A 24,296-nucleotide genomic window follows, 5' to 3' on the forward strand; every position below is an offset into this window, starting at 1 on the left:
AGCGATAGCAACCTGTCTGACACGTCAATGTTGGATGTGCCGCCATCATCGCTGGCAAGCCAGCTCCCACAGGGGTGGTAATTGATCCATAGGTGTCAAGTTCGGGTCGCGCCACGGGCGCTGGCTGCGAACTGGTCGACGGGCAGCACGTGCTTGCGCTCCAGCACGCGATAAACAATGCCGGTCAGAATCAGCCCGAACACCATCACGCCCGAGAGGAAGTACAACCCCGAAGCCAGATTGCCGGTGTATTCCTTCAACGCGCCGATCACGAACGGCCCGATATACCCGCCCAAATTGCCCACCGAGTTGATCAAGGCAATCCCCGCCGCGGCACTCGCGCCGGCAAAGAAGCGCCCGGGCAAGGTCCAGAACACCGCGGTGCATGAGAACAAGGCAAACGCCACCAGACACAGCGCCGCCAGTTGCGCCACCGGCAGCGACAGCCAGGCACTGAGAAACAGGCCCAGCGCACCGAGCACATAGAGCACCGCCAAGTGGCCGTAGCGATCATTCAAGCGGTCGGAGCTGCGCGGAATGATCAGCAGGCCGATGATCCCGAAAATGTATGGCACCGACGAGACGAACCCGGTGACCAGATCGCTGCCGCCGAACTGTTTGATCAGCGTCGGCAGCCACAGGCCGAGGCCATAAATGCTCAGGGTCACCGGCAGATAGAACAGCGCCAGCAGCAACACGCGTTTGTCTTTCAGCGCATGCAGCGGATTGCCGTGACGGGTCTGGCCGTATTCCTGCAAATCCTTTTTCAGTTCGCCGGTCAGCCAGTCTTTTTCCGCCTGATCCATCCACTTCACTTGCTGCGGGCCGTCCGGCAGCCAGCGCAGGACCGGCCAAGTCAGCAGGATCGCCGGGGTGCCGATGACGATGAACAGCCACTGCCAGCCATGCAGACCAAGGATGCCGTCCATGCCCAGCAAGCCACCGGACACGGGACCGGTGATCATCATCGCGATCGGTTGCGAGAGGATGAACAGGCCGAGGATCTTGCCGCGATGGCGCACCGGGAACCATTGGGTGATGTAGTACAGCACGCCAGGGAAGAAGCCCGCCTCCGCCGCGCCGAGCAGAAAGCGCATCACATAGAAGCTGTGCGGCCCTTGCACAAAAGCCATGCCGATGGTGATCGCGCCCCAGGTGATCATGATCCGCGCGAACCAGCGCCGCGCGCCGAAGCGTTCGAGCATCAGGTTGCTGGGAATCTCTAGAAGAAAGTAGCCGATGAAAAACAGCCCGGCACCGAGGCCATAGGCGGCGTCGCCGATGCCGATGTCGGCGCCCATGTGCAGCTTGGCAAAGCCGACGGCGGAGCGATCCACATAGGCGATCAGGTACAGCAGGATCAGGAAGGGAATCAGTTTCAGTGTGATGCGCCGGACAAGCCGCAATTCCTGGCTCATGAGATCGGTCTCCGATTGTTGTTTTTATAGAACCTCGGGGGACGCCTCTCGCCAAAACAGCCAGGGCCATCCCTCCGTCGAAAACGACTATATAGTAATACTAATTACCCAACAACTCTTCCAAAGAGCGGATTTTGAGCTTAGATTAAGCGTCAGCTCGCAAACAAAAGTCTTACAATAAGAGAATCGATCATGTCTGATAAGAAACCCTCCCTGCGCTCCGCCCAATGGTTTGGCACGGCCGACAAGAACGGCTTCATGTACCGCAGCTGGATGAAGAATCAGGGCATCGCCGACCATCAGTTCCACGGCAAGCCGATCATCGGCATCTGCAATACCTGGTCGGAACTGACCCCATGCAACGCGCACTTCCGCCAGATCGCGGAGCACGTCAAACGCGGGGTGATCGAGGCCGGTGGTTTTCCGGTGGAATTCCCGGTGTTCTCCAACGGCGAATCGAACCTGCGCCCGACCGCCATGCTCACCCGCAACCTGGCGAGCATGGACGTTGAAGAAGCGATTCGCGGCAACCCGATCGACGGCGTAGTGCTGCTCACCGGTTGCGACAAAACCACTCCAGCACTGTTGATGGGTGCGGCCAGTTGCGACGTGCCGGCCATCGTCGTCACCGGCGGGCCGATGCTCAACGGCAAGCACAAAGGCAAGGACATCGGTTCCGGCACCGTGGTCTGGCAGCTCAGCGAACAGGTCAAGGCCGGCACCATCACCATCGATGACTTCCTCGCAGCCGAGGGCGGCATGTCGCGTTCGGCGGGCACCTGCAACACCATGGGCACCGCGTCGACCATGGCGTGCATGGCGGAAGCGCTGGGCACTTCGCTGCCGCACAACGCCGCGATTCCGGCTGTGGATGCACGCCGTTATGTGCTGGCGCACATGTCCGGCATGCGTGCGGTGGAGATGGTGCGTGAAGACCTGAAACTGTCGAAGATCCTTACCAAGGAAGCCTTTGAAAACGCCATTCGCGTCAACGCCGCCATTGGTGGTTCGACCAACGCCGTGATCCACTTGAAAGCTATCGCCGGGCGCATCGGCGTCGAGCTGGACCTGGACGACTGGACGCGCATCGGTCGCGGCATGCCGACCATCGTCGACCTGCAACCGTCCGGGCGTTTCCTGATGGAAGAGTTCTACTACGCCGGTGGTTTGCCAGCGGTGCTGCGTCGCCTCGGCGAAGCCAATCTGATCCCCAACCCGAACGCACTGACGGTCAACGGCAAGTCCATCGGCGAGAACACTAAGGACGCGCCGATCTACGGCGAAGACCAAGTGATCCGCACCCTCGACAATCCGATTCGCGCTGACGGCGGCATCTGTGTGTTGCGCGGCAATCTGGCGCCGTTGGGCGCGGTGCTCAAGCCGTCCGCCGCTAGCGCTGAACTGATGCAGCATCGCGGTCGCGCCGTGGTGTTCGAGAACTTCGACATGTACAAGGCGCGGATCAACGATCCGGAGCTGGACGTCGATAAGGATTCGATTCTGGTGATGAAGAACTGCGGGCCGAAGGGTTATCCGGGCATGGCTGAAGTCGGCAACATGGGCTTGCCGGCCAAGCTGTTGGCGCAAGGCGTGACGGACATGGTGCGCATTTCCGATGCACGCATGAGCGGCACCGCTTACGGCACGGTGGTTCTGCACGTCGCCCCGGAAGCGGCAGCGGGCGGGCCTTTGGCGGCAGTAAAGGAAGGCGACTGGATCGAACTCGATTGCGCCAGCGGCCGTCTGCATCTGGACATTCCGGATGCTGAACTGGCCGCGCGCATGGCCGATCTGCAAGCACCGCAGCAGTTGCTGGTGGGCGGTTATCGTCAACTGTACATCGATCACGTGCTGCAGGCGGATCAGGGTTGCGACTTTGACTTCCTGGTTGGTTGCCGAGGTGCCGAGGTTCCGCGCCACTCTCACTAACAGCGCAATTCCCCTGTGGGAGCGAGCCTGCTCGCGAAGAGGGAGTGTCAGTCGACATCTATTTGACTGATATGCCGCCTTCGCGAGCAGGCTCGCTCCCACAGTTGCTTTTGCGTATCGCCTCAAATCTGTGCCGTGCCTGCTATGATGCGCGGCATCTCCATCGCTCAGGATCGCGCCACTCCCCATGGATTACCGCAAACCTTCCGACCGTAAAAGCATGCACTCGCGCATCGTCCAGGAACTGGGCATGCAGATCGTCTCCGGACGCTTTTTGCCCGACGACAAACTGCCCGCCGAAGCCCTGCTTTGCGAGGAGTACGCGGTCAGTCGCCCGGTATTGCGCGAAGCCACGCGGGTGCTGGTGGCCAAGGGTCTGGTGTATTCCAAACCCCGCGTCGGCACCGTGGTCAAGGCGCGCCGCGAATGGCACATGCTCGACCCGGACGTGCTGCACTGGTTGATGCAGAGCAGCCCGCAGAATGAATTCTTCAACGTGCTGACCAGCGTGCGCAGCATCATCGAACCGGCAGCCGCCGCCCTCGCCGCCCAGCATGCAACCGATGCCGACATCGCCGCGATCAACGAAGCCTACCAACGCATGGAAGCCGCGCCGACCCCGGAAGCGCTGTTGCAGCCGGACCTGGACTTCCACAGCCGCATCGCCGACGCGACGCACAACGACCTGCTGGCGAACCTGTGCAATATGTTGGCGGTAGCGATTGCCGAGGCGTTGAAGCATTCCAATCAACGGCCGAATCTGCATGAACTGGCGTTGCCAAGACACAAGGCGATCCTGACCGCCATCGAGAACCGCGATGCCCTGGGTGCCCGGCATGCCACGTTGGTGCAGCTGGATGATGCGCGTAGTGCGTTGAGTGTGGTGCTTGGCGCTGAGCTTTCTTAGGGCTTGAGACCGCTTGCCCTCACCCTAGCCCTCTCCCAGAGGTAGAGGGGACCGATTGGGGAATATTTGAGATTTACGCCGACTTGAACGTTCTGCTGTGAATCCATAACCGACTCGGTATTTCAGGTCGATATATCTAGCCGCACCCCTCGGTCAGTCCCCTCTCCCTCCGGGAGAGGGCTAGGGTGAGGGGCTCTTGATCTTGATTCACAAAAAAAGCCGCAACCCCTCAAGGTTGCGGCTTTGTCGTTTCAGGCCTTCAGATCAGTGGGCAAACAGCGAATTGCCCTTCTGCCCCGCCAGCTTCTCAGGCTTGATCAGGAACTTGGCCAGCGCCGGCAGCAGCCACAGCGCGCCGAACATGTTCCACAGCAGCATGAAGGTCAGCATCAGGCCCATGTCGGCCTGGAACTTGATCGCCGAGAAGATCCAGGTGCACACGCCGATCGCCAGGCACAGGCCGGTGAACAGCACCGCTTTACCGGTCGACTTCAGGGTCTGGTAATAGGCTTCCTGCAACGGCAGCCCGGCACGCAGGAAACTTTCCAGGCGGCTGTAGATGTAGATGCCGTAATCCACGCCAATCCCCACGCCCAACGCCACCACCGGCAGCGTCGCAACTTTCACGCCGATGCCCATGAACGCCATCAGCGCGTTGCCGAGCACCGAGGTGAGCACCAGCGGCAAGACGATGCACAGGGTTGCCGCCCATGAGCGGAAGGTGATCATGCACATCACTGCCACGCAGATGTACACCAGAATCAGAATGGTCAGCTCAGCCTGTTTGATGACTTCGTTGGTGGCCGCTTCGATCCCGGCGTTACCGGCAGCAAGGATGAATTCCAGACCGTCCTTGTTGTTTTCCTTGGCAAACTCCTGCACCGCTTGCACCGCACGATCGAGGGTCTCAGCTTTGTGATCGTTGAGGAACACCAGCACTGGCGCCAGCGAGCAGCTGTTGTTGTACAGGCCATCGGCGCGGGCGATCGAGTTGTTCAGTACGTCCGGGTTGCGCGACAGGGTTTCCCATTTCAGGTTGCCCTCGTTCATGCCCTTGATCATCTGCTTGGACACGGTCACCAGCGAGATCGCCGACTGCACGCCCTCGGTGTTCTGCATCTTCCACATCAGCTGATCGATCGGCGCCATGGCTTCGTAGCGCGAGCAGCCTTCAGCTTTGGTCTTGACCATCACCACCAGCACGTCGGAGCTGGTCGAGTAGTTGCTGATGATGAAGTTGTTGTCCTTGTTGTAGCGCGAGTCCGGACGCAGTTCCGGCGCGCCCTGGTCGAGGTCGCCGATCTTCAGGTTCTGGCTGTACCAGAGGCCGCCGCCGAAGGCGATCAGCGCCAGCGCTACCGAAATCGGCGCGACTTTCGGGCTGGCGAAGTTCGACAGCAGGCGCCAGAAGGGGTGCTCGCGGTTGGCGTCCTTCTTGCTCTTGGCAATCGCGCGCTTGCTGATGCCGACATAGGAAATCGCCACCGGCAGCAGGATCAGGTTGGTGAACACGATCACCGCCACGCCGATAGACGCGCCGATCGCCAGTTCACGGATCACGCCGATGTCGATGATCAGCAGCGTGATGAAGCCCACCGCATCGGCCAGAATCGCGATCATCCCCGGCAGGAACAACTGGCGGAAGGTGCGCCGCGCAGCGGTCAGGGCGTTATCGGCCTCGCTGGATTGCAGGGCGATACCGTTGATTTTCTGCACGCCGTGGGAAATGCCGATGGCGAAAATCAGGAACGGCACCAGCATCGAATACGGGTCGAGGCCGAAGCCGAAGAAGTGCATCAACCCGAGCTGCCAGACCACCGCCACCAGCGTCGTACTCAACACAGCGATGGTGCTGCGCAGGCAGTTGGTGAACCACAGCAGCAGAATCAGGGTGATGACGAAGGCGACACCGAAGAACAGCACCACCATCACCAGACCGTCGATCAGGTCACCGACCTTCTTGGCGAAACCGACGATGTGGATCTTGATGTTGGGGTTCTGCGCTTCGAACTTGTTGCGGATCTTGTCTTCGAGCTCATGGGAGAACTGGCGATAGTCCAGCGCCAGCAACTTGCCCTGGTCCTGCGGGTCCGGATAGGCCTCCAGCAGTGGGATGTCGACGATGCTCGACTTGAAATCGTTGGCCACCAGACGCCCGACCTGGCCGGACTTGAGCACGTTGTTGCGCAGCAGATCGAGGCTGTCCTGGGAGCCGTTGTAGCTCTGCGGAATCACTTCACCGCCGGCGAAACCTTCTTCGGTCACTTCGGTCCAGCGTACGCTCGGGCTCCACAGCGATTTGAGGCCGGAACGATCGACGCCGGAAATGTAGAACACTTCGTCGTTGATCTGACGCAGGGTCTCCATGTACTCCTTGGAGAAGATGTCACCGTCGGTGGCTTCCACCGAAATACGTACGGTGTTGCCCAGGTTCGCCAGATCGTTGCGGTGTTCCATCATCTTTTCGATGAAGGGATGCTGCAGCGGGATCATTTTTTCAAAACTGGTCGACGGCCGGATCAGCGTGGCCTGCCAGAACAAGAAAATGCTCACCACCAGGCAGATCAGGATCACGGCCGGACGGTTGTTGAAGATCAGGCGCTCGAGAACCGTCGCCTTTTCCTGCTGAGGAGTGATCAAGGAAGTCATAGCCCCGCCTTCTTGTTATTGGTCTCGGCACCGTTTGGCTGGGTGATGTGCAAACCACCCTGCCCGGTCAGAATCAGGTTGCCGTTGCCAGCGGCGGTGACCGACGACAGCGAAATGCGATCCGGGCGGTTGAACACGCTGAAGGTTTCGCCGTTGTCACTGCTGCTGATCACCGAACCACCGTTACCGACGATGACGATCGAGCCATCTTCCAGCAGCGTGCCGCCAGACAGACCGAACTCCAGCGCACCGCGAGCGGCTTTGAGTTCGACCTGCTCCCAGTTGCTGCCGAAATCAGTGGAGCGATAAAGGTTGCCGCGCAAGCCGTACGCCAGCAGGGTCTGCGGCTGCGCCGTGCCGATCACGCCGAACAGTGAACCTTCGTACGGGCCTTCAAGCTTTTCCCAGGTCTGGCCGTCATCGGCGGAGCGGAACATGCTGCCGGACTCGCCGACGATGAACAGCCCGGCGTCTTTCACGGCGGCGATGGCGTTGAGGTGGAACTGGTCTTCGTTGTCGAGGCGGTCGCTGACGTCTTCCCAGTTTTTGCCGCCGTCGGTGGTTTCCAGCAGCGTGCCGTAGGCGCCCACGGCAAAGCCGCTGCTGGCGTCCTTGAACCAGACGTCGAGCAGCGGCGATTCGCGTGCGAGGTCTTCGAATTGTTTGGTCCAGGTCAGACCGCCGTCTGCGCTGGCGAGAATCTGCGCGTCGTGGCCCACGGCCCAGCCGTTTTTGTCGTCGACGAAATACACGGCAGTGAGCAGTTGCCGCGTCGGCACCTTGGCCTGTGTCCAGGTTTTGCCCTGGTCATCGGAATAAACGATGTGCCCGCGATCGCCGACCGCGACAAGACGCGCGCCAGCGTGGACGACATCAAGAATCAGGCTTTTTGCGGCCTTGGCCGATTCGGTGGCATAGACCACGTCAGCCGGGGCCTCGGCGGCAATCACAGGTGCCGATAACGTGGCAAAGCCCAGCAGCGAGAGTGCTGTGGCCAGCAACGCGGTGTTGCGTAACGCCGGCGGGCGGCAACGACTCATAGACCTTCCCCTATTTATTATTGTTGGGCCATCGGGCCTTCAAGGGCGCCGCAAGGGTGCTCGGCTAGTGGCAGATCAGAAGCATAGTCCTGAAACCCGCAATCCAGAGCCCCTTCGGAAGCTGGCTCATCCTATCGGGCTTTGCAAATGTCTGACAATCGGCGCCGCGTTATCTTTTGTTAACCGAAAGCGGCTCTCTGTAACCCATCATTTTCCCTGTGGGAGCGAGCCTGCTCGCGAATGCGGTGTATCAGTCACCCTGTTTATTGGCTGACCCACCGCTTTCGCGAGCAGGCTCGCTCCCACAGGGTTTGTAGTGATGGTTGGTTTTGCGACAAAGGGTGAATGCGCAGCCATTCGTAGGATGGATGACGCAATTGTTGCGGAGGGGACTTGCAGGATCGGTATTATGGTATACCATCAGACGCACAGACACTCTCAATCCCCCAACGGAGCAGCTCATGAGTTTCGAAATTCGCAAGATCGTCAGCTATGTCGAAGAAACCTTCATTGAAGGCGGCAAGGCTACTGACAAGCCGGTGACCATGGTCGGCCTCGCCGTGGTGATGAAGAACCCGTGGGTGGGCAATGGTTTTGTCGAAGACCTCAAGCCGCAGATCCGCGCCAACTGCTCCGACCTCGGCGCCATGATGGTCGAGCGCCTGGTGGGCATCATTGGTGGCGCCGAGAAGATCGAGGCTTACGGCAAAGCCGCCGTGGTCGGCGCTGACGGCGAGATCGAACACGCCTCCGCCGTGATCCATACGCTGCGCTTCGGCAACCACTATCGCGAAGCGGTGAAAGCCAAGAGCTACCTGAGCTTTACCAACAAGCGCGGCGGTCCGGGCACGTCGATTCAGATCCCGATGATGCACAAGGACGACGAAGGCCTGCGTTCGCACTACATCACCCTGGAAATGCAGATCGAAGACGCGCCGCGTGCCGACGAAATCGTCGTCGTGCTGGGTTGCGCCGACGGTGGCCGCCTGCACCCGCGTATCGGCAACCGCTACATCGATCTGGAAGAACTGGCCGCCGAAAAAGCCCAGTAATCACAACAAGAAAGGCATTGCAGGAGCGCTCCATGATTCGGCTCACCGCTGAACTCACCCCGGCTGGCACCAGTTACCTGGCGACCGGCCAAGGCCAGCCCGTGGTCTTGATCCACGGCGTGGGCCTGAACAAAGAAATGTGGGGCGGGCAGATTGTCGGCCTCGCCAGCCAGTACCAGGTGATCGCCTACGACATGCTCGGCCACGGCGCCAGCCCGCGCCCGGCCAGCGGCACCGACCTGCTCGGTTACGCCGATCAGTTGCTCGAGCTGCTTGATCACCTGAATCTGCCCCAGGCAGCGGTGATCGGTTTCTCCATGGGCGGTCTGGTCGCGCGGGCCTTCGCCCTGCACTACCCGGAGCGCCTGCAAAGCCTGGTGGTGCTGAACAGCGTGTTCAACCGCAGCGAAGAACAGCGTGCCGGCGTCATCGCACGCACTGCGCAGGCTGCCGAGCATGGCCCGGACGCCAACGCCGAAGCCGCTCTGTCACGCTGGTTCAGCCGTGAATATCAGGCGGCCAACCCGGCGCAGATCGCCGCGTTGCGCCAGACCCTGGCCAACAACGATCCGCAGGGTTACCTGACCACCTACGAATTGTTCGCCACCCAGGACATGTACCGCGCCGACGACCTGAGCAGCATTCAGGCGCCGACACTGATCGCCACTGGCGAGCTCGACCCTGGCTCGACGCCGGAAATGGCCGAGCAACTGGCCCGGCGCATCCCCGCTGCGAAGGTTGCCGTGCTGCCCGAGCAACGGCATATGATGCCGGTAGAGTCGCCGCGTCTGGTCAATCAGATGCTGCTGGAATTTCTCCAATTCGCACACGCCCGACAAAACCATATAAAGGGGATCGTTGCATGACACTCGCACGCTTCCAGATGTGCATCGGCGGAGACTGGGTCGACGCCCTCTCCGGCAAGACCTTCGAAAGCCTCAACCCGGCCTCCGCGCAAGCCTGGGCGCATTTGCCCGACGCCGATGAAGCGGACGTCGAACGCGCCGTGCAAGCAGCGCAAACTGCTTTTGACAGCCCGGCGTGGCGCGGCCTCACCGCCACTGCGCGCGGCAAACTGCTGCGCCGCCTCGGTGATCTGATCGCAGAAAACAAGGAACACCTGGCGCAGCTGGAAAGCCGCGACAACGGCAAGCTGATCCGCGAAACCCGTGGCCAGGTCAGCTATCTGCCGGAGTTCTTCCACTACACCGCAGGCCTCGCCGACAAGCTTGAAGGCGGCACCCTGCCGCTGGACAAGCCTGACCTGTTTGCCTACACCGTGCACGAAGCCATGGGTGTGGTTGCCGCGATCATTCCATGGAACAGCCCGCTGTACCTGACCGCGATCAAACTGGCCCCGGCCCTGGCCGCCGGCAACACGATTGTGATCAAGCCGTCCGAGCACGCCTCGGCGACCATTCTCGAGCTGGCGCGTCTGGCCCTTGAAGCCGGGATTCCGCCGGGCGTGGTCAACGTCGTCACCGGTTACGGCCCGAGCACTGGCGCCGCCCTCACCCGCCATCCGCTGATCCGCAAGATCGCCTTCACCGGCGGCGCGGCGACGGCACGGCATGTGGTGCGCAGCAGCGCCGAAAACTTCGCCAAGCTGTCGCTGGAACTGGGCGGCAAGTCGCCGAATATCATTTTCGCCGACGCCGATCTGGACAGTGCAATTAACGGTGCGATTGCCGGGATCTACGCGGCGTCCGGGCAGAGTTGCGTGTCCGGTTCGCGCTTGCTGGTGCAGGACGAAATCTACGACGAATTCGTCAATCGTCTGGTCGAGCGCGCCCAGCGCATCCGCATCGGCAACCCACAGGAAGACAACAGTGAAATGGGGCCGATGGCCACCGCGCAGCAACTGGCGGTGGTCGAAGGTCTGGTCGCCGATGCGATCGCCGAAGGCGCGCGTTTGCGCACCGGTGGCAAGCGTCCGGCGGATCTCGGTGAAGGCTGGTTCTACGAGCCGACGCTGTTCGAGTGCGACCGCAATTCGATGAAGATCATGCAGGAAGAAGTCTTCGGCCCGGTGGCTTCGGTGATTCGCTTCAAAGACGAAGCCGAAGCACTGGCGATCGCCAACGACTCGCAGTTCGGCCTCGCCGCCGGCATCTGGACCCGTGACCTCGGCCGCGCCCATCGTCTGGCGCGTGATGTGCGCTCGGGGATTATCTGGGTCAACACTTACCGCGCAGTGTCGGCGATGGCGCCGATCGGCGGCTTCAAGAACAGTGGCTATGGACGCGAAAGCGGCATCGACTCGGTGCTGGCCTACACCGAACTGAAAACGGTGTGGATCAACCTCTCCCAGGCGCCAATGCCTGATCCGTTTGTGATGCGCTAGGAGTCCTGCGAAATGATCGAACCCGGCATTTACAAAGACGTCATGAGCTCGTTCCCGTCCGGCGTCACGGTGGTCACCACCCTCGACCCGGACGGCGGCATCGTCGGCATCACCGCCAGCGCGTTCAGCGCGCTGTCGATCGACCCGGCGTTGGTGCTGTTCTGCCCCAACTACGCGTCCGACACCTACCCGGTGCTGCGCGACAGCAAGAAATTCGCCATCCATTTGCTCTCCGCCGAGCAGACCGCCGAAGCCTATGCATTCGCCGGCAAGGGCAAGGAAAAGGCCAAGGGCATCGAGTGGCACCTGAGCGACCTGGGCAACCCGATCCTGGCCAAGGCCACGGCGATCATCGAGTGTGAGTTGTGGCGTGAATACGACGGCGGCGATCACGCGATCATTGTCGGCGCAGTGAAGAACCTGATCCTGCCCGAGCAACCGGTGACGCCGATGATTTATCACAAAGGCAAGCTCGGCCCGTTGCCGACTCTGGCCTGAAGCGACAATGCAAAACCCTGTGGGAGCTGGCTTGCCAGCGATGAGGGCTTAACATTCAACATTGATGTTGGCTGATAGTCCGCTATCGCTGGCAAGCCAGCTCCCACAGGGATTGAGGTGAGGCAAAGAATATGAGTAACGAAAAGTACGAAAAGGGTCTGAAAATCCGCACTCAGGTGCTCGGCGAAGCCTACGTGCAACGCTCGATAGACAACGCCGACGATTTCACCCGTCCGCTGCAGGAAATGGTCACCGAATACTGCTGGGGCCATGTCTGGGGGCGTGAGGGTCTGTCGCTCAAGGAGCGCAGCATGATCAACCTGGCGATGATCTCGGCGCTCAACCGCCCGCATGAACTCAAGCTGCATGTGCGTGGCGCCTTGCGTAACGGCCTGAGTCGTGAGCAAATACGCGAAATTCTGCTTCAGGTCGGCATTTATTGCGGCGTTCCGGCGGCCGTGGACAGTTTCCGGCTGGCCCGTGAAGCCTTTGCCGAAGCCGACGCCGAGGCCTCCAGTTAACCCTCGGCTGTTTTGATGCCCGTCTGGCATGGACAGCCAAGCTCAAGAGCGGACCCCATGAAACGCCAGCCACTCGACGACAGCTTCAAGGTCAATCGCAACCCCGTTACCCTGCGCGAAATCGTGCTGGACAAACTGCGTAGCGCGATCATGAATTTCCAGCTCATGCCAGGCGATCGCCTGGTCGAACGCGACCTCTGTGATCGCCTCGGTGTCAGCCGCACTTCGGTGCGCGAAGCCTTGCGTCACCTTGAGTCCGAAGGCCTGGTGGAATTCGCCGACGCCAAAGGCCCGCGCGTGGCCATCATCACCCTCGCCGATGCCGTCGATATCTACGAATTGCGTTGTGTGCTCGAAGGCCTGATCGTCCAGCTGTTCACCCTGCGCGCCAAAGCCAAGGACATCAAAGCCCTGGAAAAAGCCCTTGATGACAACCGCAAAGCGTTGAAGGACGGCGAGCTGCAACAGGTGATCGACTCGGTGCAGGGCTTCTACGACGTGCTGCTCGAAGGCTCGGGCAACCATGTCGCCGCCACGCAATTGCGCCAGTTGCAGGCGCGCATCAGCTATCTGCGCGCGACCTCGGTCTCCCAGGAAAACCGACGCGGCGCGAGTAATCACGAGATGGAAAAAATGGTCGAGGCGATCAAGAGCGGCGATCCGCTGGCGGCGCATCAGGCGTGTGTCGATCACGTCCGCGCGGCGGCTGCCGTCGCTCTCGATTACCTCAAGCGCAAGCAGGAAGAAACCGGCGTCGCCGTCAAAGGCACTCCGGCGATCACCCTGCCGATCGCGCTGAAAGAACCCCGCATAGGTCAATGACATGTTCAGCCCGAGCTTTTGCCCGAAATGCGGTGGCCCTGACCTCGGTCAGCAGACGCCGCCGGGTGATACGCACGAGCGCCTGATGTGCCGCGGCTGCGGTTATATCCACTACGTCAATCCGAAGATCATTGCCGGCTGCATCATTGAGCAGGACGGCAAATACCTCCTGTGCCAACGGGCGATCCCCCCGCGCCCGGGCACCTGGACGCTGCCGGCCGGTTTCATGGAAAGCGGCGAAACCACCGAGCAGGCGGCGCTGCGCGAAGTCTGGGAAGAAAGCGGCGTGCGCGCGGAAATCGTCTCGCCGTATTCGATCTTCAGCGTGCCGAAGATCAGCGAGGTGTACATCATCTTCCGCGCCATCGCCCTGGAGATCACCGGGCAGTACGGACCGGAGACCATGGATTACAAGTTCTTCGCCCCTGAAGACATTCCTTGGGAGCAGATCTATTACCCGGCGATCCGGCAGATTCTCGAGCGCTATATCGAAGAGCGCCAGGCTGGGGTTTACGGGATTTACATGGGTAATGATGACAGCGGCAAGATCCATTTCATGCGCTGATCACCACCTATACCCCTGTGGGAGCGAGCCTGCTCGCGAAGGCGTCGTGTCAGTCGATACAAATGTTGAATGATCGAACGCATTCGCGAGCAGGCTCGCTCCCACATAGTTTGGTGGTGTGGCTCAGTTCGGGGCGATGCCTTCTACGATGATGATCTCCGCCCTCGCCCATTCTTCGCGGTAACTTTTCGCCTCCTGATACGCCGCCGAGCGATAGCACGCCACGGCCTGTTCGTAGCTCGCGAACTCGATGATCACGGTGCGCTGTGGCGTCTGCCGCCCTTCCAGCGCTTCACTGCGCCCGCCTCTGGCGAGAAACTTGCCGCCGAATGCGGCAATCGCCTGCGGGGTGCGCTGGGTGTATTGGCTGTAGTGCTCGGCATCGGCTATATCCACATGTGCAATCCAGTACGCCTTCATAGTGACCTCTTTGTTGATTTTGTATTATGGTATACCAATATATTTCCAACGAACCCTGAGAGTCCAGCATGGCCTTCAACAGCATCGAAGAAATCATCGAAGATTATCGACTCGGCAAAATGGTCCTGCTGGTCGATGACGAAGACCGCGAGAACGAAGGCGACCTGCTGCTGGCCGCCGACCGTTGCACGCCGGAGGCTATCAGCTTCATGGCCCGCGAAGCACGCGGGCTGATCTGCCTGACCCTCACCGACGAACATTGCCAGCGTCTGGGCCTGGAGCAAATGGTACCCGCCAATGGCAGCGTGTTCAGCACTGCATTTACCGTGTCGATCGAAGCGGCGGTCGGCGTGACCACCGGCATCTCCGCGGCGGATCGTGCCTGCACCGTGGCCGCCGCCGTCGCGCCGAATGCCCGTGCCGAAGACCTGGTGCAGCCCGGTCACATCTTCCCGTTGCGCGCCAAGGAAGGTGGCGTGCTGACCCGCGCCGGGCATACCGAGGCCGGTTGTGATCTGGCGCGTCTGGCCGGTTTCACCCCCGCCTCGGTGATTGTCGAAGTGATGAACGACGACGGCACCATGGCCCGCCGCCCGGATCTGGAGCAGTTCGCGCGCAAGCACGGGATCAAGATCGGCACCATCGCCGACCTGATCCACTATCGCCTGAGCACCGAGCACACCATCGAACGCATCGGCGAACGTGAGCTGCCGACGGTGCATGGCACGTTCCGTTTGATCACCTTCGAGGATCGCATCGAAGGCGGTGTGCACATGGCGATGGTCATGGGCGACCTGCGCCGTGAAGAACCGACGCTGGTGCGCGTGCATGTGATCGATCCGCTGCGCGATCTGGTCGGCGCCGAGTACAGCGGGCCGACGAACTGGACCCTCTGGGCAGCGTTGCAACGGGTCGCGGCGGAAGGTCATGGAGTTGTGGTGGTGCTGGCCAATCATGAATCGTCGCAGGCGTTGCTGGAGCGCGTGCCGCAGTTGACCCAGCCGCCACGGCAGTTCAGCCGTTCGCAATCGCGGATTTATTCCGAGGTCGGGACGGGGGCGCAGATTCTGCAGAATCTCGGGGTTGGCAAGCTGCGGCACCTCGGGCCACCGCTGAAGTATGCGGGGTTGACCGGGTATGACCTTGAGGTGGTTGAGAGCATCCCGTTCACTGAATGACGCCGCCCTCACCCCAGCCCTCTCTCAGAGGGAGAGGGAGCCGACCGCGTTGACCGGTCGCTATACATCGACCTGGGATACCGAGTCGAACTCAGCTTTGAGCAGCATACGGATCCACTCCTTTCCCATTACCGAATCGGGCTGGGTTTTGAACAGCATGAAGATCGGCTCCCTTTCCCCCTCTCCCCTTGGGAGAGGGCTGGGGTGAGGGGCTGGATCTCACATTCACAAAATATCTCAGGCCGAACGGCTCAAAAAAACCAACCGGCCAGATAACCGGTAAGGCAAAGTGCTTGCACAAAGTTTGGAATACCATAATATGATATTCCATAGACCGGACGACGTGAAAAAGCGTCCAGCTACTGCTCCCGACAGGCGGGCAACAACGCAAGGCCCGCTCAAAAACACAACAATGAGGGCGTGAACATGGTGTTGAACAAAGCTGCAACCGCGATCTTTTTCGCGGGACTGCTCAGCGTTACCGGCCAGGCTGCAATGGCTGCCGAAAGCGTGAATTTTGTCAGCTGGGGCGGTAGCACCCAGGATGCGCAGAAACAGGCCTGGGCCGATCCGTTCAGCAAGGCCAGCGGCATCACCGTCGTCCAGGACGGCCCCACCGACTACGGCAAACTCAAAGCCATGGTCGAAAGCAGCAACGTGCAGTGGGACGTGGTCGATGTCGAAGCCGATTTCGCCCTGCGCGCCGCTGCCGAAGGCCTGCTCGAACCCCTCGACTTCAAAGTGATCCAGCGCGACAGGATCGACCCGCGCTTCGTCAGCGATCACGGCGTCGGTTCGTTCTTCTTCTCCTTTGTCCTCGGCTACAACGAAGGCAAGCTCGGCGCCAACAAGCCGCAGGACTGGAGCGCGCTGTTCGACACCAAGACCTACCCGGGCAAGCGCGCCCTGTACAAATGGCCAAGCCCCGGCGTGCTCGAACTGGCGCTACTGGCCGACGGCGTTGCGGCTGACAAGCTCTACCCGCTGGATCTGGATCGCGCCTTCAAGAAACTCGACACCATCAAGAAAGACATCGTCTGGTGGGGCGGCGGCGCGCAGTCGCAGCAACTGCTGGCGTCCGGCGAAGCGAGCATGGGCCAGTTCTGGAACGGTCGGGTGCACGCCCTGCAGGAAGACGGCGCACCGGTCGGCGTGAGCTGGAAGCAGAACCTGGTCATGGCCGACATTCTGGTCATTCCCAAAGGCTCGAAAAACAAAGATGCGGCGATGAAGTTCCTCGCCAATGCCAGCAGCGCCAAAGGTCAGGCCGACTTCTCCAACCTGACCGCCTACGCGCCGGTCAACCTCGACAGTGTGGAGCGTCTGGATTCGACGCTGGCCCCCAACCTGCCGACGGCTTACGCCAAGGATCAGATCACCCTTGATTTCGCTTACTGGGCCAAGAACGGTCCGGCTATCGCGACACGGTGGAACGAATGGCTGGTCAAATGAAAATCGCGGCCACTGCGCCCCGTCCTTCCACTGCCACCGGGAGCGCCGCCGGCGCTGCCGGTTCGGCTTTCAAGCAACGCTGGCGCGGCGCCGGCAACCTCGTACCGGCGCTGCTGTTCCTCGGCCTGTTCTTTCTCGCGCCGTTGATTGGCCTGCTGTTGCGCGGTGTGCTGGAACCTGTGCCTGGTCTCGGCAACTACGAACAGTTGTTCGCCAACTCGGCCTATGCGCGAGTGCTGCTCAACACCTTTTCGGTGGCCGGGCTGGTGACGCTGTTCAGCCTGCTCTTGGGCTTTCCGCTGGCCTGGGCGATCACCCTGGTGCCGCGCGGCTGGGGGCGCTGGATCCTCAACATCGTGCTGCTGTCGATGTGGACCAGCCTGCTCGCCCGCACCTATTCGTGGCTGGTGTTGCTGCAAGCCTCGGGCGTAATCAACAAGACCTTGATGGCCATGGGCATCATCGATCAACCGCTGGAGATGGTGCACAACCTCACCGGCGTGGTGATCGGCATGAGCTACATCATGATCCCGTTCATCGTGCTGCCGTTGCAGGCGACCATGCAGGCCATCGACCCGATGATCCTGCAGGCCGGCTCGATCTGTGGCGCCAGTCCGTGGACCAACTTCTTCCGGGTGTTCCTGCCGCTGTGCCGGCCGGGTCTGGCGTCCGGCGGTTTGATGGTGTTCGTAATGTCGCTCGGTTACTACGTCACCCCGGCGCTGCTCGGCGGGGCGCAGAACATGATGCTGCCGGAGTTCATCATTCAGCAGGTGCAATCGTTCCTCAACTGGGGCCTGGCCAGTGCCGGCGCCGCGTTGCTGATCGCAATTACCCTGGTGCTGTTCTACTTCTACCTGAAGCTTCAACCGGAATCCCCGGTTGGCGCCAGTAACGCGAGGTAAGCCGACATGCTCCTGACCCCCAATGCCATGAGCCGGCGCATGCGTTTCGGCCTCTACGCTACGACTGGGCTGATCGGCCTGTTCCTGCTGTTGCCGATCGTGTTCATCGTGCTGCTGTCGTTCGGCTCCTCGCAGTGGCTGGTGTTCCCGCCACCGGGCTGGACGCTGAAATGGTACGGCCAGTTCTTCTCCAATCCCGACTGGGTGAACGCCGCCGCCGCCAGCCTAAAAGTTGCCGTGCTGACCACCATCTGCGCTGTGGCGCTCGGTTTGCCGACCGCGTTTGCGCTGGTGCGCGGACGCTTCCCCGGCCGCGAGATGCTCTACGGCCTGTTCACCCTGCCGATGATCGTGCCGCTGGTGATCATTGCCGTGGCGGTGTACGCGCTGTTTCTCAAGCTCGGCTACACCGGGACCATGTTGGCCTTCGTCGTCAGCCATGTGATCGTCGCGCTGCCATTCACCATCATCTCAATCATCAACTCGCTGAAGCTGTTCGATCAGTCGATTGAAGACGCGGCGGTGATCTGCGGTGCCTCGCGCTTGCAAGCGGTGTTCAAGGTGACGTTCCCGGCGATTCGTCCGGGCATGGTCGCCGGCGCCCTCTTCGCCTTCCTCGTTTCGTGGGACGAAGTGGTGCTCAGCGTGATGATGGCAAGCCCGACTCTGCAAACCCTTCCCGTGAAAATGTGGACCACCCTGCGCCAGGACCTGACCCCGGTGATCGCCGTCGCTTCGACGCTGCTGATCGGCCTGTCGGTATTGGTCATGGTGATCGCCGCCGCCCTGCGCCGGCGCAACGAAATCAGCGCCTGAGCGCCCAGGAGTACGACATGAGTGCCGTGATCAAAGACGCATCCCAGCAGAGCGACAAACCCCTGGTCAGCCTGCGCAACCTGAACAAGCACTACGGCGATTTCGCTGCCGTCGACAATATCTCGCTGGACATCAAGGACGGCGAATTCCTCACCTTCCTCGGCTCCAGCGGCTCGGGCAAAAGCACCACGCTGTCGATGCTCGCCGGTTTTGAAACACCGAGCAGCGGCGAGATCCTCGTCAACGGCCAGTCGCTGGTCAACGTGCCGCCGCACAAGCGCGACATCGGCATGGTCTTTCAGCGTTACTCGCTGTTCCCGCATCTGTCGGTACGCGACAACATCGCCTTCCCTCTGGCCATTCGCAAACTGGCTGCGGCCGAGCGCGAAAAGCGCGTCGATGCGATGCTCAAACTGGTGCAGCTCGAACAGTTCGCCCATCGCCGCCCTTCGCAACTGTCTGGCGGCCAGCAACAACGGGTTGCCATCGCCCGGGCGCTGGTTTACGAGCCGCGCATCCTGCTGATGGACGAACCATTGGGCGCGCTGGACAAGAAGCTGCGCGAGGACTTGCAGGATGAACTGCGCCAGCTGCACCGACGCCTGGGTATCACCATCGTGTACGTGACCCACGACCAGGAAGAAGCCATGCGTCTGTCGCAACGCATCGCGATTTTCAGCCACGGCAAAATCGTTGGTCTGGGCAGTGGTTACGACCTTTACCAGAATCCGCCGAATGCGTTTGTCGCGTCGTTCCTGGGTAATTCGAACTTCCTCAAGCTCAAGGCGCAAGGCAATGCAGCGGCGAGTTTCGAGGGCCAGTCGTTGTCGATTCGGCTGACGTCCGGGTTGCACACTGATCAGGATGTGCTGCTGATGGTGCGTCCGGAAAAGGCCTTGGCGCTGAGCACGCAGCAGGCGCTGGATGAGCCGCTGGCGGCGGGCTGGAATGAGGTGTCGGCGAACGTTGTGGAGGTGCTGTTTCTCGGTGAGAGCCAGACCTGCAGCGTGGTGACTGCGGGCGGGACGTCGATGACGGTGAAAGCGCTGTCGGCAGCGGGCATGCCACTCAAGGCCGGCGATCCGGTACGGGTGCGCTGGGCGACGGCGGATGCTTGTGTTTATACCGAGTGGACCGAGAGCGACTTGAACAAGGCTGCCGGTGCTCACTGATTGCGCTGAGTCAGTTGGATCTACCCCCTCACCCCAGCCCTCTCCCCCACGGGGGGCGAGGGGGAAAGGGAGCCGATCTTCATGCTGTTCAAAATGTAAGTTCGACTCGGTATCGCACGTCGGCGTATCTCGCAACAACACCTCGGTCAGTCCCCTCTCCCATTGGGAGAGGGCTAGGGTGAGGGCAAGCAGGCGACACGGTATTAGCCAATGGCCCGGTACCCTTCAATCTCATCCGGCCACGCCGTCAGCACTTCAAACCCGCTCTCCGTCACCGCGACCATATGCTCCCACTGCGCCGACAACGAGCCATCCTTGGTCAATACGGTCCAGCCATCCGGCATGTTCTTCACATGGCGTTTGCCGGCATTGAGCATCGGTTCCACGGTGAAAATCATCCCGGCCTTGAGCTTCAGCCCTTGATTGGGAAAGCCGTAATGCAGGATCTGCGGTTCGTCGTGATAGACCTTGCCGATACCGTGGCCGCAGTATTCGCGCACCACGCTGAAGCCCTCCGCCTCCGCCAGGCTCTGGATCGCATGACCGATATCGCCCAGCGTTGCGCCCGGCTTCACTGCACGGATGCCTGCGCACATCGCATCGTAAGTGGTCTTGATCAGGTGCTGCGCCTCGGGGCTTGCCTCACCCACGACATACATGCGACTGGTATCGCCGAACCAGCCATCCTTGATCACGGCGATGTCGAGATTGACGATGTCGCCATCCTTCAATGGCGTACCCGATGGAATGCCGTGACACACCACGTCGTTGACCGACGCGCAGACGGTTTTCGGAAAGCCGTGATAACCGACGTTGGCTGGCACCGCCTTCTGCACATTGACGATGTAATCGTTGCACAGTCGATCCAGCTCATCGGTGGTCACGCCAGCCTTCACATGCGGCACCAGCATTGCCAGCACTTCAGCGGCGAGTTTGCCGGCGGCGCGGGATTTTTCGATGTCGGCCGGGGTGTTGATCTTGATCTGGTTTCTCATGCGCTGACGGCTTCCTGAGTCAGTTGTTGCAGATCCAGCCCACCATTCTGTTCGGCGCGGATCAGCAGGCGGCAAATGGCGCTGTGGTCGAGATTGGGATGCAGCTCGGCGAGCATGCCGATGCGCATCCAGTGCTCAGCCTGCGCGTTGATCGAGCGGCTGAGGGCGTTGCTGGAGATACGCAGGTTCTCGTGCATGTCCTCTGAAATCTTTACGATGCCCATGTCTATATCCGATACGAAATGTATATGGATCGTATACTAGCCAAGCTTACCCTCGGATTGCAAACGCTCCGCCACGCAAACACGCACCCGTGCAGGAGCTGCCGAAGCAGATTCGGCTCCCCATCAGCGGCCTGATCGACTACCATGCCCGCGCCGGTTTCCACACGGAATTAATAGGGAATCCGAGGTGCTCCACGCATCAATCGGAACTGCCCCCGCAACTGTAGGTGCCGAGCCTGCTCCTCGACTGCCACTGGGTGAACCCCGGGAAGGCCGGAGCGTGGCGATGACGCATCAGTCAGGAGACCTGCCGGCACAGTGACTGACCAACCGGCGGGGTGTCCGGGAAGGACATCGTGCCGTGCGCATTTTCCCCGTGCCGGCCTTGCGTAGTTTCCACGACCGCGCCCGAGGTGTGTTTCCAAACCGTACCCGCCCGCTCCCGTACGGTTCCCCTGGAGACTGCCCCATGCTGCTGCCCCGCGTTGCCACCCTGCTCACCGCTCTGAGCCTTTGCCCCCTGGCGCAAGCGGCGCCGACTGCGTATCCGCTGACCGTCGAAAACTGTGGCAGCAGCCTGACCTTTCAACACGCGCCTGCGCGCACGGTGACCATTGGCCAGGCCGGCACGGAAATGCTCTACGCCTTGGGCCTGGGCGACAAAGTCGTCGGCACTTCGCTGTGGTTCAACGACGTGCTGGGCACATACAAAGCGCAGAACGACACGATCGAGCGCCTCGCCGACAACGAGCCGAGTTTCGAAGCGGTGATCGCTAAACGCCCGGAGCTGGTTGCCGTCGAGCTGGAATGGATGGTCGGCCCGCAAGGCGCGGTCGGCACTCGCGAGCAGTTCCATGAACTGAAGATTCCCACCTACCTGCTGCCCTCCGATTGCGAAGCCAAGGACAACCTCGTCGGTTCGGACGGGACGCGGCTGGCACCGTTTCGCATCGACAGCATCTACAAAAGCGTGAGCCAACTGGCGGCGATTTTTGACGTGCAGGCGCGTGGCGAACAGCTCAATGAGCAGCTCAAAGCCAGCCTCGCGCAGTCGATCGCCACCGCGAAAAAGCAGCAGCGCAAAGACGTCAGCGCCCTGGTGTGGTTCTCCAGCGCCGAGATGGACATCGAGCCTTTCGTGGCCGGGCACAAAGGCGTTCCCGATTTCATGCTCAGCACCCTCGGCGTGCGCAACGTCGTCGAGTCGGATGAAGAATGGCCAACGGTCGGCTGGGAAACCATCGCCAAGGCCAACCCGACGTTTCTGGTGATCGCGCGCATGGATCGTCGACGTTTCCCGGCGGACGACTATCAGAAGAAACTCGCCTTCCTGCGCAGTGATCCGGTGACGCGCAACATGGACGCGGTCAAGCACAACCGCATCATCATCCTTGACGCCATGGCCATGCAGGCCAGCCTGCGCACCTTCGACGGCCTCGCACAACTGGCCAGCGCGATCAACGGCTACGACCTGTCGCCATGAGCAGACGCCTGATCCGTTTGCTGCTGGTGCTGTTGACGCTGTCGGTCGCGCTGATCGGCGGCGTGGCGATTGGTGAGACTTCAATCGAGCCGAGCGTGGTGTTGCAGGCGCTGGCCAACAAGCTGTGGGGCGCCGGTTATGTGCTCGACCCGATCGACGAAGGTATCGTCTGGAACTATCGCCTGACCCGCGCGCTGGTCGCGGCGGCCTGCGGCGCCGGCCTGGCGACGTGCGGGGTGATCCTGCAATCGCTGCTGCGCAATCCGTTGGCCGATCCGTATCTGCTGGGTATTTCTGCTGGCGCCTCGACTGGCGCGGTGATGGTCGCCCTGCTTGGCGTCGGCGCCGGGGCGATTTCATTGTCGGTCGGTGCCTTTGCCGGCGCGGTGACGGCGTTCGTGCTGGTGATCCTGTTGGCGCGGGTCAGCGGCTCGGCCAGCGGCACCGGGCAGATCATTCTGGCCGGGATCGCCGGTTCGCAATTGTTCAATGCCCTCACCGCGTTTCTGATCACCCGCTCGGCAAGCTCCGAACAAGCGCGCGGGACCATGTTCTGGCTGCTCGGCAATCTCGGCGGCGTGCGCTGGCCGTCGGTGTGGCTGGCGGTGCCGGTGGCGGTGTTGGGGTTGGTTGTTTGTCTGTGGCATCGGCGGGCGCTGGATGCGTTCACCTTTGGTGCGGACTCGGCGGCGTCTCTCGGCATTCCAGTGCGACGTGTGCAGATTCTGTTGATTGGCTGCGCCGCGCTGGTGACGGCGGTGATGGTGTCGATTGTCGGCTCGATCGGCTTTGTCGGTCTGGTGATTCCCCATGCCGCGCGGTTGTTGCTCGGCACCGGCCATGCGCGTCTGTTGCCCGCCAGTGCGCTGGGCGGCGCGGTGTTTCTGATCGCCGCCGATGTGCTGTCGCGCACCCTGATCAAGGGTCAGGTGATCCCGGTCGGCGTGATCACTGCGCTGGTCGGCGCGCCAGTGTTCGCGCTGATTCTGGTGGGCCGGAGATCGGCGCGATGAACACGGTTCTGAGCTGTGCTGGGTTGAGCTTCAAGGTGCGCGGTGCCGAGTTGCTCAACGGTGTCAGCATCGACGTTCAGCGCGGCGAGACCCTGGGCATTGTCGGGCCGAACGGTTCGGGTAAATCCACGCTGCTCAAATTGCTGGCCGGCCTGCGCGAACCGAGCGCGGGCCATGTGCAGCTCGGCGGTCAGGCGCTGGGCAAAATGTCGCGGCGCAGCATCGCGCAGACGCTCGCGGTGGTTGAGCAACAGGCCGATACCGACGATGGCATTCGCGTGTTCGACGCGGTGGCGCTGGGGCGCACGCCGTGGTTGTCGGCGCTGCAACCGTGGTCGCCCGCCGATGACGCCATCGTCGAGCAAGCGCTGATTGACGTCGACGCCGTGCACCTGCGCAACCGCCTCTGGCGCAGCCTCTCCGGCGGGGAACGCCAACGCGTGCACATCGCCCGCGCACTGGCGCAGCGCCCGCAGATCCTGCTGCTCGACGAGCCGGCCAACCACCTCGACATCCAGCATCAGTTGAGCATTCTGCAAGTGGTGCGCGCACTGCCGGTGACCACGCTGATCGCTTTGCACGATCTCAATCAGGCGCTCAAATGTGATCGCCTGGCGGTGCTGGAGCGCGGGCGTCTGGTGGCACTGGGCGAGCCGCTGCAAGTGCTGACGCCGGAGCGGTTACAGACGACTTTCGGGGTCAGGGCGCACTATCTGACAGACCCGTTCGATGGTGCGCCGATATTGCGCTTCCTTGCCTGATGCATGGGTGGCTGACACACCGCTTTCGCGAGCAGGCTCGCTCCCACAAAGGATTTGTGTGTTGCCGTGAATGACGGGGAGAACGCGAATTCTGTGGGAGCGAGCCTGCTCGCGAAGGCGTCAGGTCATCCA

General features: G+C 61.4%; 23 protein-coding genes and 1 riboswitch. Of the genes, 17 read left to right on the forward strand and 6 right to left on the reverse strand.

What is annotated here, in order from left to right; all coding sequences use genetic code 11:
* Positions 1-95: 95 nt before the first annotated feature.
* On the reverse strand, positions 96-1,418 hold the full coding sequence (locus AB4N85_RS10235; protein WP_024013183.1) for an MFS transporter: 1,323 nt from the start codon (positions 1,416-1,418) through the stop codon (positions 96-98).
* Between the two features lie 192 nt (positions 1,419-1,610).
* Here AB4N85_RS10235 and AB4N85_RS10240 point away from each other — a divergent pair, with 192 nt between their 5' ends.
* Complete coding sequence (locus tag AB4N85_RS10240) at positions 1,611-3,347, forward strand: IlvD/Edd family dehydratase (protein WP_460067935.1); 1,737 nt, start codon at positions 1,611-1,613, stop codon at positions 3,345-3,347.
* A gap of 187 nt (positions 3,348-3,534) precedes the next feature.
* A complete protein-coding gene (locus tag AB4N85_RS10245) occupies positions 3,535-4,254 on the forward strand; it encodes a FadR/GntR family transcriptional regulator (protein WP_024013185.1) in 720 nt (239 codons plus the stop codon).
* A 264-nt stretch (positions 4,255-4,518) separates the two neighbouring features.
* Here the strand turns inward: AB4N85_RS10245 and AB4N85_RS10250 are convergent, their stop codons facing one another.
* Together AB4N85_RS10250 and AB4N85_RS10255 are read right to left on the reverse strand one after the other, a co-directional pair.
* Positions 4,519-6,903: an efflux RND transporter permease subunit gene (locus AB4N85_RS10250; protein ID WP_042606775.1), complete on the reverse strand. Its 2,385-nt coding sequence runs from the start codon at positions 6,901-6,903 to the stop codon at positions 4,519-4,521.
* Positions 6,900-7,943, reverse strand: coding sequence for a WD40/YVTN/BNR-like repeat-containing protein (locus AB4N85_RS10255; protein WP_110603691.1), 1,044 nt, complete (start codon positions 7,941-7,943; stop codon positions 6,900-6,902). Before AB4N85_RS10255 ends, AB4N85_RS10250 begins: the two co-directional genes overlap by 4 nt.
* A gap of 461 nt (positions 7,944-8,404) precedes the next feature.
* Here AB4N85_RS10255 and AB4N85_RS10260 point away from each other — a divergent pair, with 461 nt between their 5' ends.
* From AB4N85_RS10260 to AB4N85_RS10290, 7 genes are all read left to right on the forward strand, one after another.
* Positions 8,405-8,995 carry an amino acid synthesis family protein gene (locus tag AB4N85_RS10260; RefSeq protein ID WP_007968626.1) on the forward strand — a complete coding sequence of 197 codons (591 nt, stop codon included), beginning with the start codon at positions 8,405-8,407 and terminating at the stop codon, positions 8,993-8,995.
* A 32-nt stretch (positions 8,996-9,027) separates the two neighbouring features.
* On the forward strand, positions 9,028-9,861 hold the full coding sequence (locus AB4N85_RS10265; RefSeq protein ID WP_024013187.1) for an alpha/beta fold hydrolase: 834 nt from the start codon (positions 9,028-9,030) through the stop codon (positions 9,859-9,861).
* Positions 9,858-11,339, forward strand: coding sequence for an aldehyde dehydrogenase (locus tag AB4N85_RS10270; protein ID WP_252867748.1), 1,482 nt, complete (start codon positions 9,858-9,860; stop codon positions 11,337-11,339). The genes AB4N85_RS10265 and AB4N85_RS10270 overlap by 4 nt, the downstream gene beginning before the upstream one ends.
* A gap of 12 nt (positions 11,340-11,351) precedes the next feature.
* Positions 11,352-11,837, forward strand: coding sequence for a flavin reductase family protein (locus tag AB4N85_RS10275; protein WP_071172702.1), 486 nt, complete (start codon positions 11,352-11,354; stop codon positions 11,835-11,837).
* 131 nt (positions 11,838-11,968) lie between these two features.
* On the forward strand, positions 11,969-12,358 hold the full coding sequence (locus tag AB4N85_RS10280) for a carboxymuconolactone decarboxylase family protein (RefSeq protein ID WP_027613073.1): 390 nt from the start codon (positions 11,969-11,971) through the stop codon (positions 12,356-12,358).
* Positions 12,359-12,415: 57 nt separating this feature from the next.
* Positions 12,416-13,180 carry a GntR family transcriptional regulator gene (locus AB4N85_RS10285; RefSeq protein WP_042606770.1) on the forward strand — a complete coding sequence of 255 codons (765 nt, stop codon included), beginning with the start codon at positions 12,416-12,418 and terminating at the stop codon, positions 13,178-13,180.
* Between the two features lies 1 nt (position 13,181).
* The gene (locus AB4N85_RS10290) at positions 13,182-13,745 is read left to right on the forward strand and encodes an NUDIX hydrolase (protein WP_150635080.1); all 564 of its coding nucleotides are present in this window, start codon (positions 13,182-13,184) and stop codon (positions 13,743-13,745) included.
* Between the two features lie 123 nt (positions 13,746-13,868).
* Here the strand turns inward: AB4N85_RS10290 and AB4N85_RS10295 are convergent, their stop codons facing one another.
* Entirely contained in the window at positions 13,869-14,165 is a 297-nt protein-coding gene (locus tag AB4N85_RS10295) for a DUF1330 domain-containing protein (RefSeq protein WP_095180201.1), read from the reverse strand.
* 68 nt (positions 14,166-14,233) lie between these two features.
* On the opposite strand from AB4N85_RS10295, the gene ribBA reads away from it, so the two are divergent.
* The 5 genes from ribBA (at position 14,234) to AB4N85_RS10320 (ending at position 19,688) form a co-directional block, all read left to right on the forward strand.
* The gene (ribBA, locus tag AB4N85_RS10300) at positions 14,234-15,343 is read left to right on the forward strand and encodes a bifunctional 3,4-dihydroxy-2-butanone-4-phosphate synthase/GTP cyclohydrolase II (protein ID WP_016775017.1); all 1,110 of its coding nucleotides are present in this window, start codon (positions 14,234-14,236) and stop codon (positions 15,341-15,343) included.
* A 426-nt stretch (positions 15,344-15,769) separates the two neighbouring features.
* Positions 15,770-16,795 (forward strand): ABC transporter substrate-binding protein, encoded by a 1,026-nt coding sequence (locus AB4N85_RS10305; RefSeq protein WP_252867749.1) that lies wholly within the window; start codon positions 15,770-15,772, stop codon positions 16,793-16,795.
* Positions 16,792-17,700 carry an ABC transporter permease gene (locus AB4N85_RS10310; RefSeq protein ID WP_056789380.1) on the forward strand — a complete coding sequence of 303 codons (909 nt, stop codon included), beginning with the start codon at positions 16,792-16,794 and terminating at the stop codon, positions 17,698-17,700. Before AB4N85_RS10305 ends, AB4N85_RS10310 begins: the two co-directional genes overlap by 4 nt.
* A 6-nt stretch (positions 17,701-17,706) precedes the next feature.
* Entirely contained in the window at positions 17,707-18,516 is an 810-nt protein-coding gene (locus AB4N85_RS10315) for an ABC transporter permease (protein ID WP_252867750.1), read from the forward strand.
* Positions 18,517-18,533: 17 nt separating this feature from the next.
* Positions 18,534-19,688, forward strand: a complete 1,155-nt coding sequence (locus tag AB4N85_RS10320) for an ABC transporter ATP-binding protein (RefSeq protein WP_016775021.1) — start codon at positions 18,534-18,536, stop codon at positions 19,686-19,688.
* 203 nt (positions 19,689-19,891) lie between these two features.
* Here AB4N85_RS10320 and map read toward each other — a convergent pair whose 3' ends face one another.
* Both map and AB4N85_RS10330 read right to left on the reverse strand, forming a co-directional pair.
* A complete protein-coding gene (map, locus tag AB4N85_RS10325) occupies positions 19,892-20,683 on the reverse strand; it encodes a type I methionyl aminopeptidase (RefSeq protein ID WP_024013195.1) in 792 nt (263 codons plus the stop codon).
* Positions 20,680-20,907: a ParD-like family protein gene (locus AB4N85_RS10330; RefSeq protein ID WP_007918027.1), complete on the reverse strand. Its 228-nt coding sequence runs from the start codon at positions 20,905-20,907 to the stop codon at positions 20,680-20,682. The genes map and AB4N85_RS10330 overlap by 4 nt, the downstream gene beginning before the upstream one ends.
* A 137-nt stretch (positions 20,908-21,044) precedes the next feature.
* Positions 21,045-21,236, forward strand: a riboswitch (cobalamin riboswitch).
* 140 nt (positions 21,237-21,376) lie between these two features.
* Between AB4N85_RS10330 and AB4N85_RS10335 the strand changes: the two genes are divergently transcribed.
* From AB4N85_RS10335 to AB4N85_RS10345, 3 genes are read left to right on the forward strand one after another with little or no spacing between them, the layout of a single operon-like run.
* Positions 21,377-22,390, forward strand: coding sequence for an ABC transporter substrate-binding protein (locus tag AB4N85_RS10335; RefSeq protein ID WP_252867751.1), 1,014 nt, complete (start codon positions 21,377-21,379; stop codon positions 22,388-22,390).
* Positions 22,387-23,403 (forward strand): FecCD family ABC transporter permease, encoded by a 1,017-nt coding sequence (locus tag AB4N85_RS10340; protein WP_460067946.1) that lies wholly within the window; start codon positions 22,387-22,389, stop codon positions 23,401-23,403. The genes AB4N85_RS10335 and AB4N85_RS10340 overlap by 4 nt, the downstream gene beginning before the upstream one ends.
* Entirely contained in the window at positions 23,400-24,164 is a 765-nt protein-coding gene (locus AB4N85_RS10345) for an ABC transporter ATP-binding protein (protein WP_252867753.1), read from the forward strand. Before AB4N85_RS10340 ends, AB4N85_RS10345 begins: the two co-directional genes overlap by 4 nt.
* Positions 24,165-24,296: the final 132 nt, after the last annotated feature.

This window comes from Pseudomonas sp. H1_G08 (assembly GCF_054681355.1).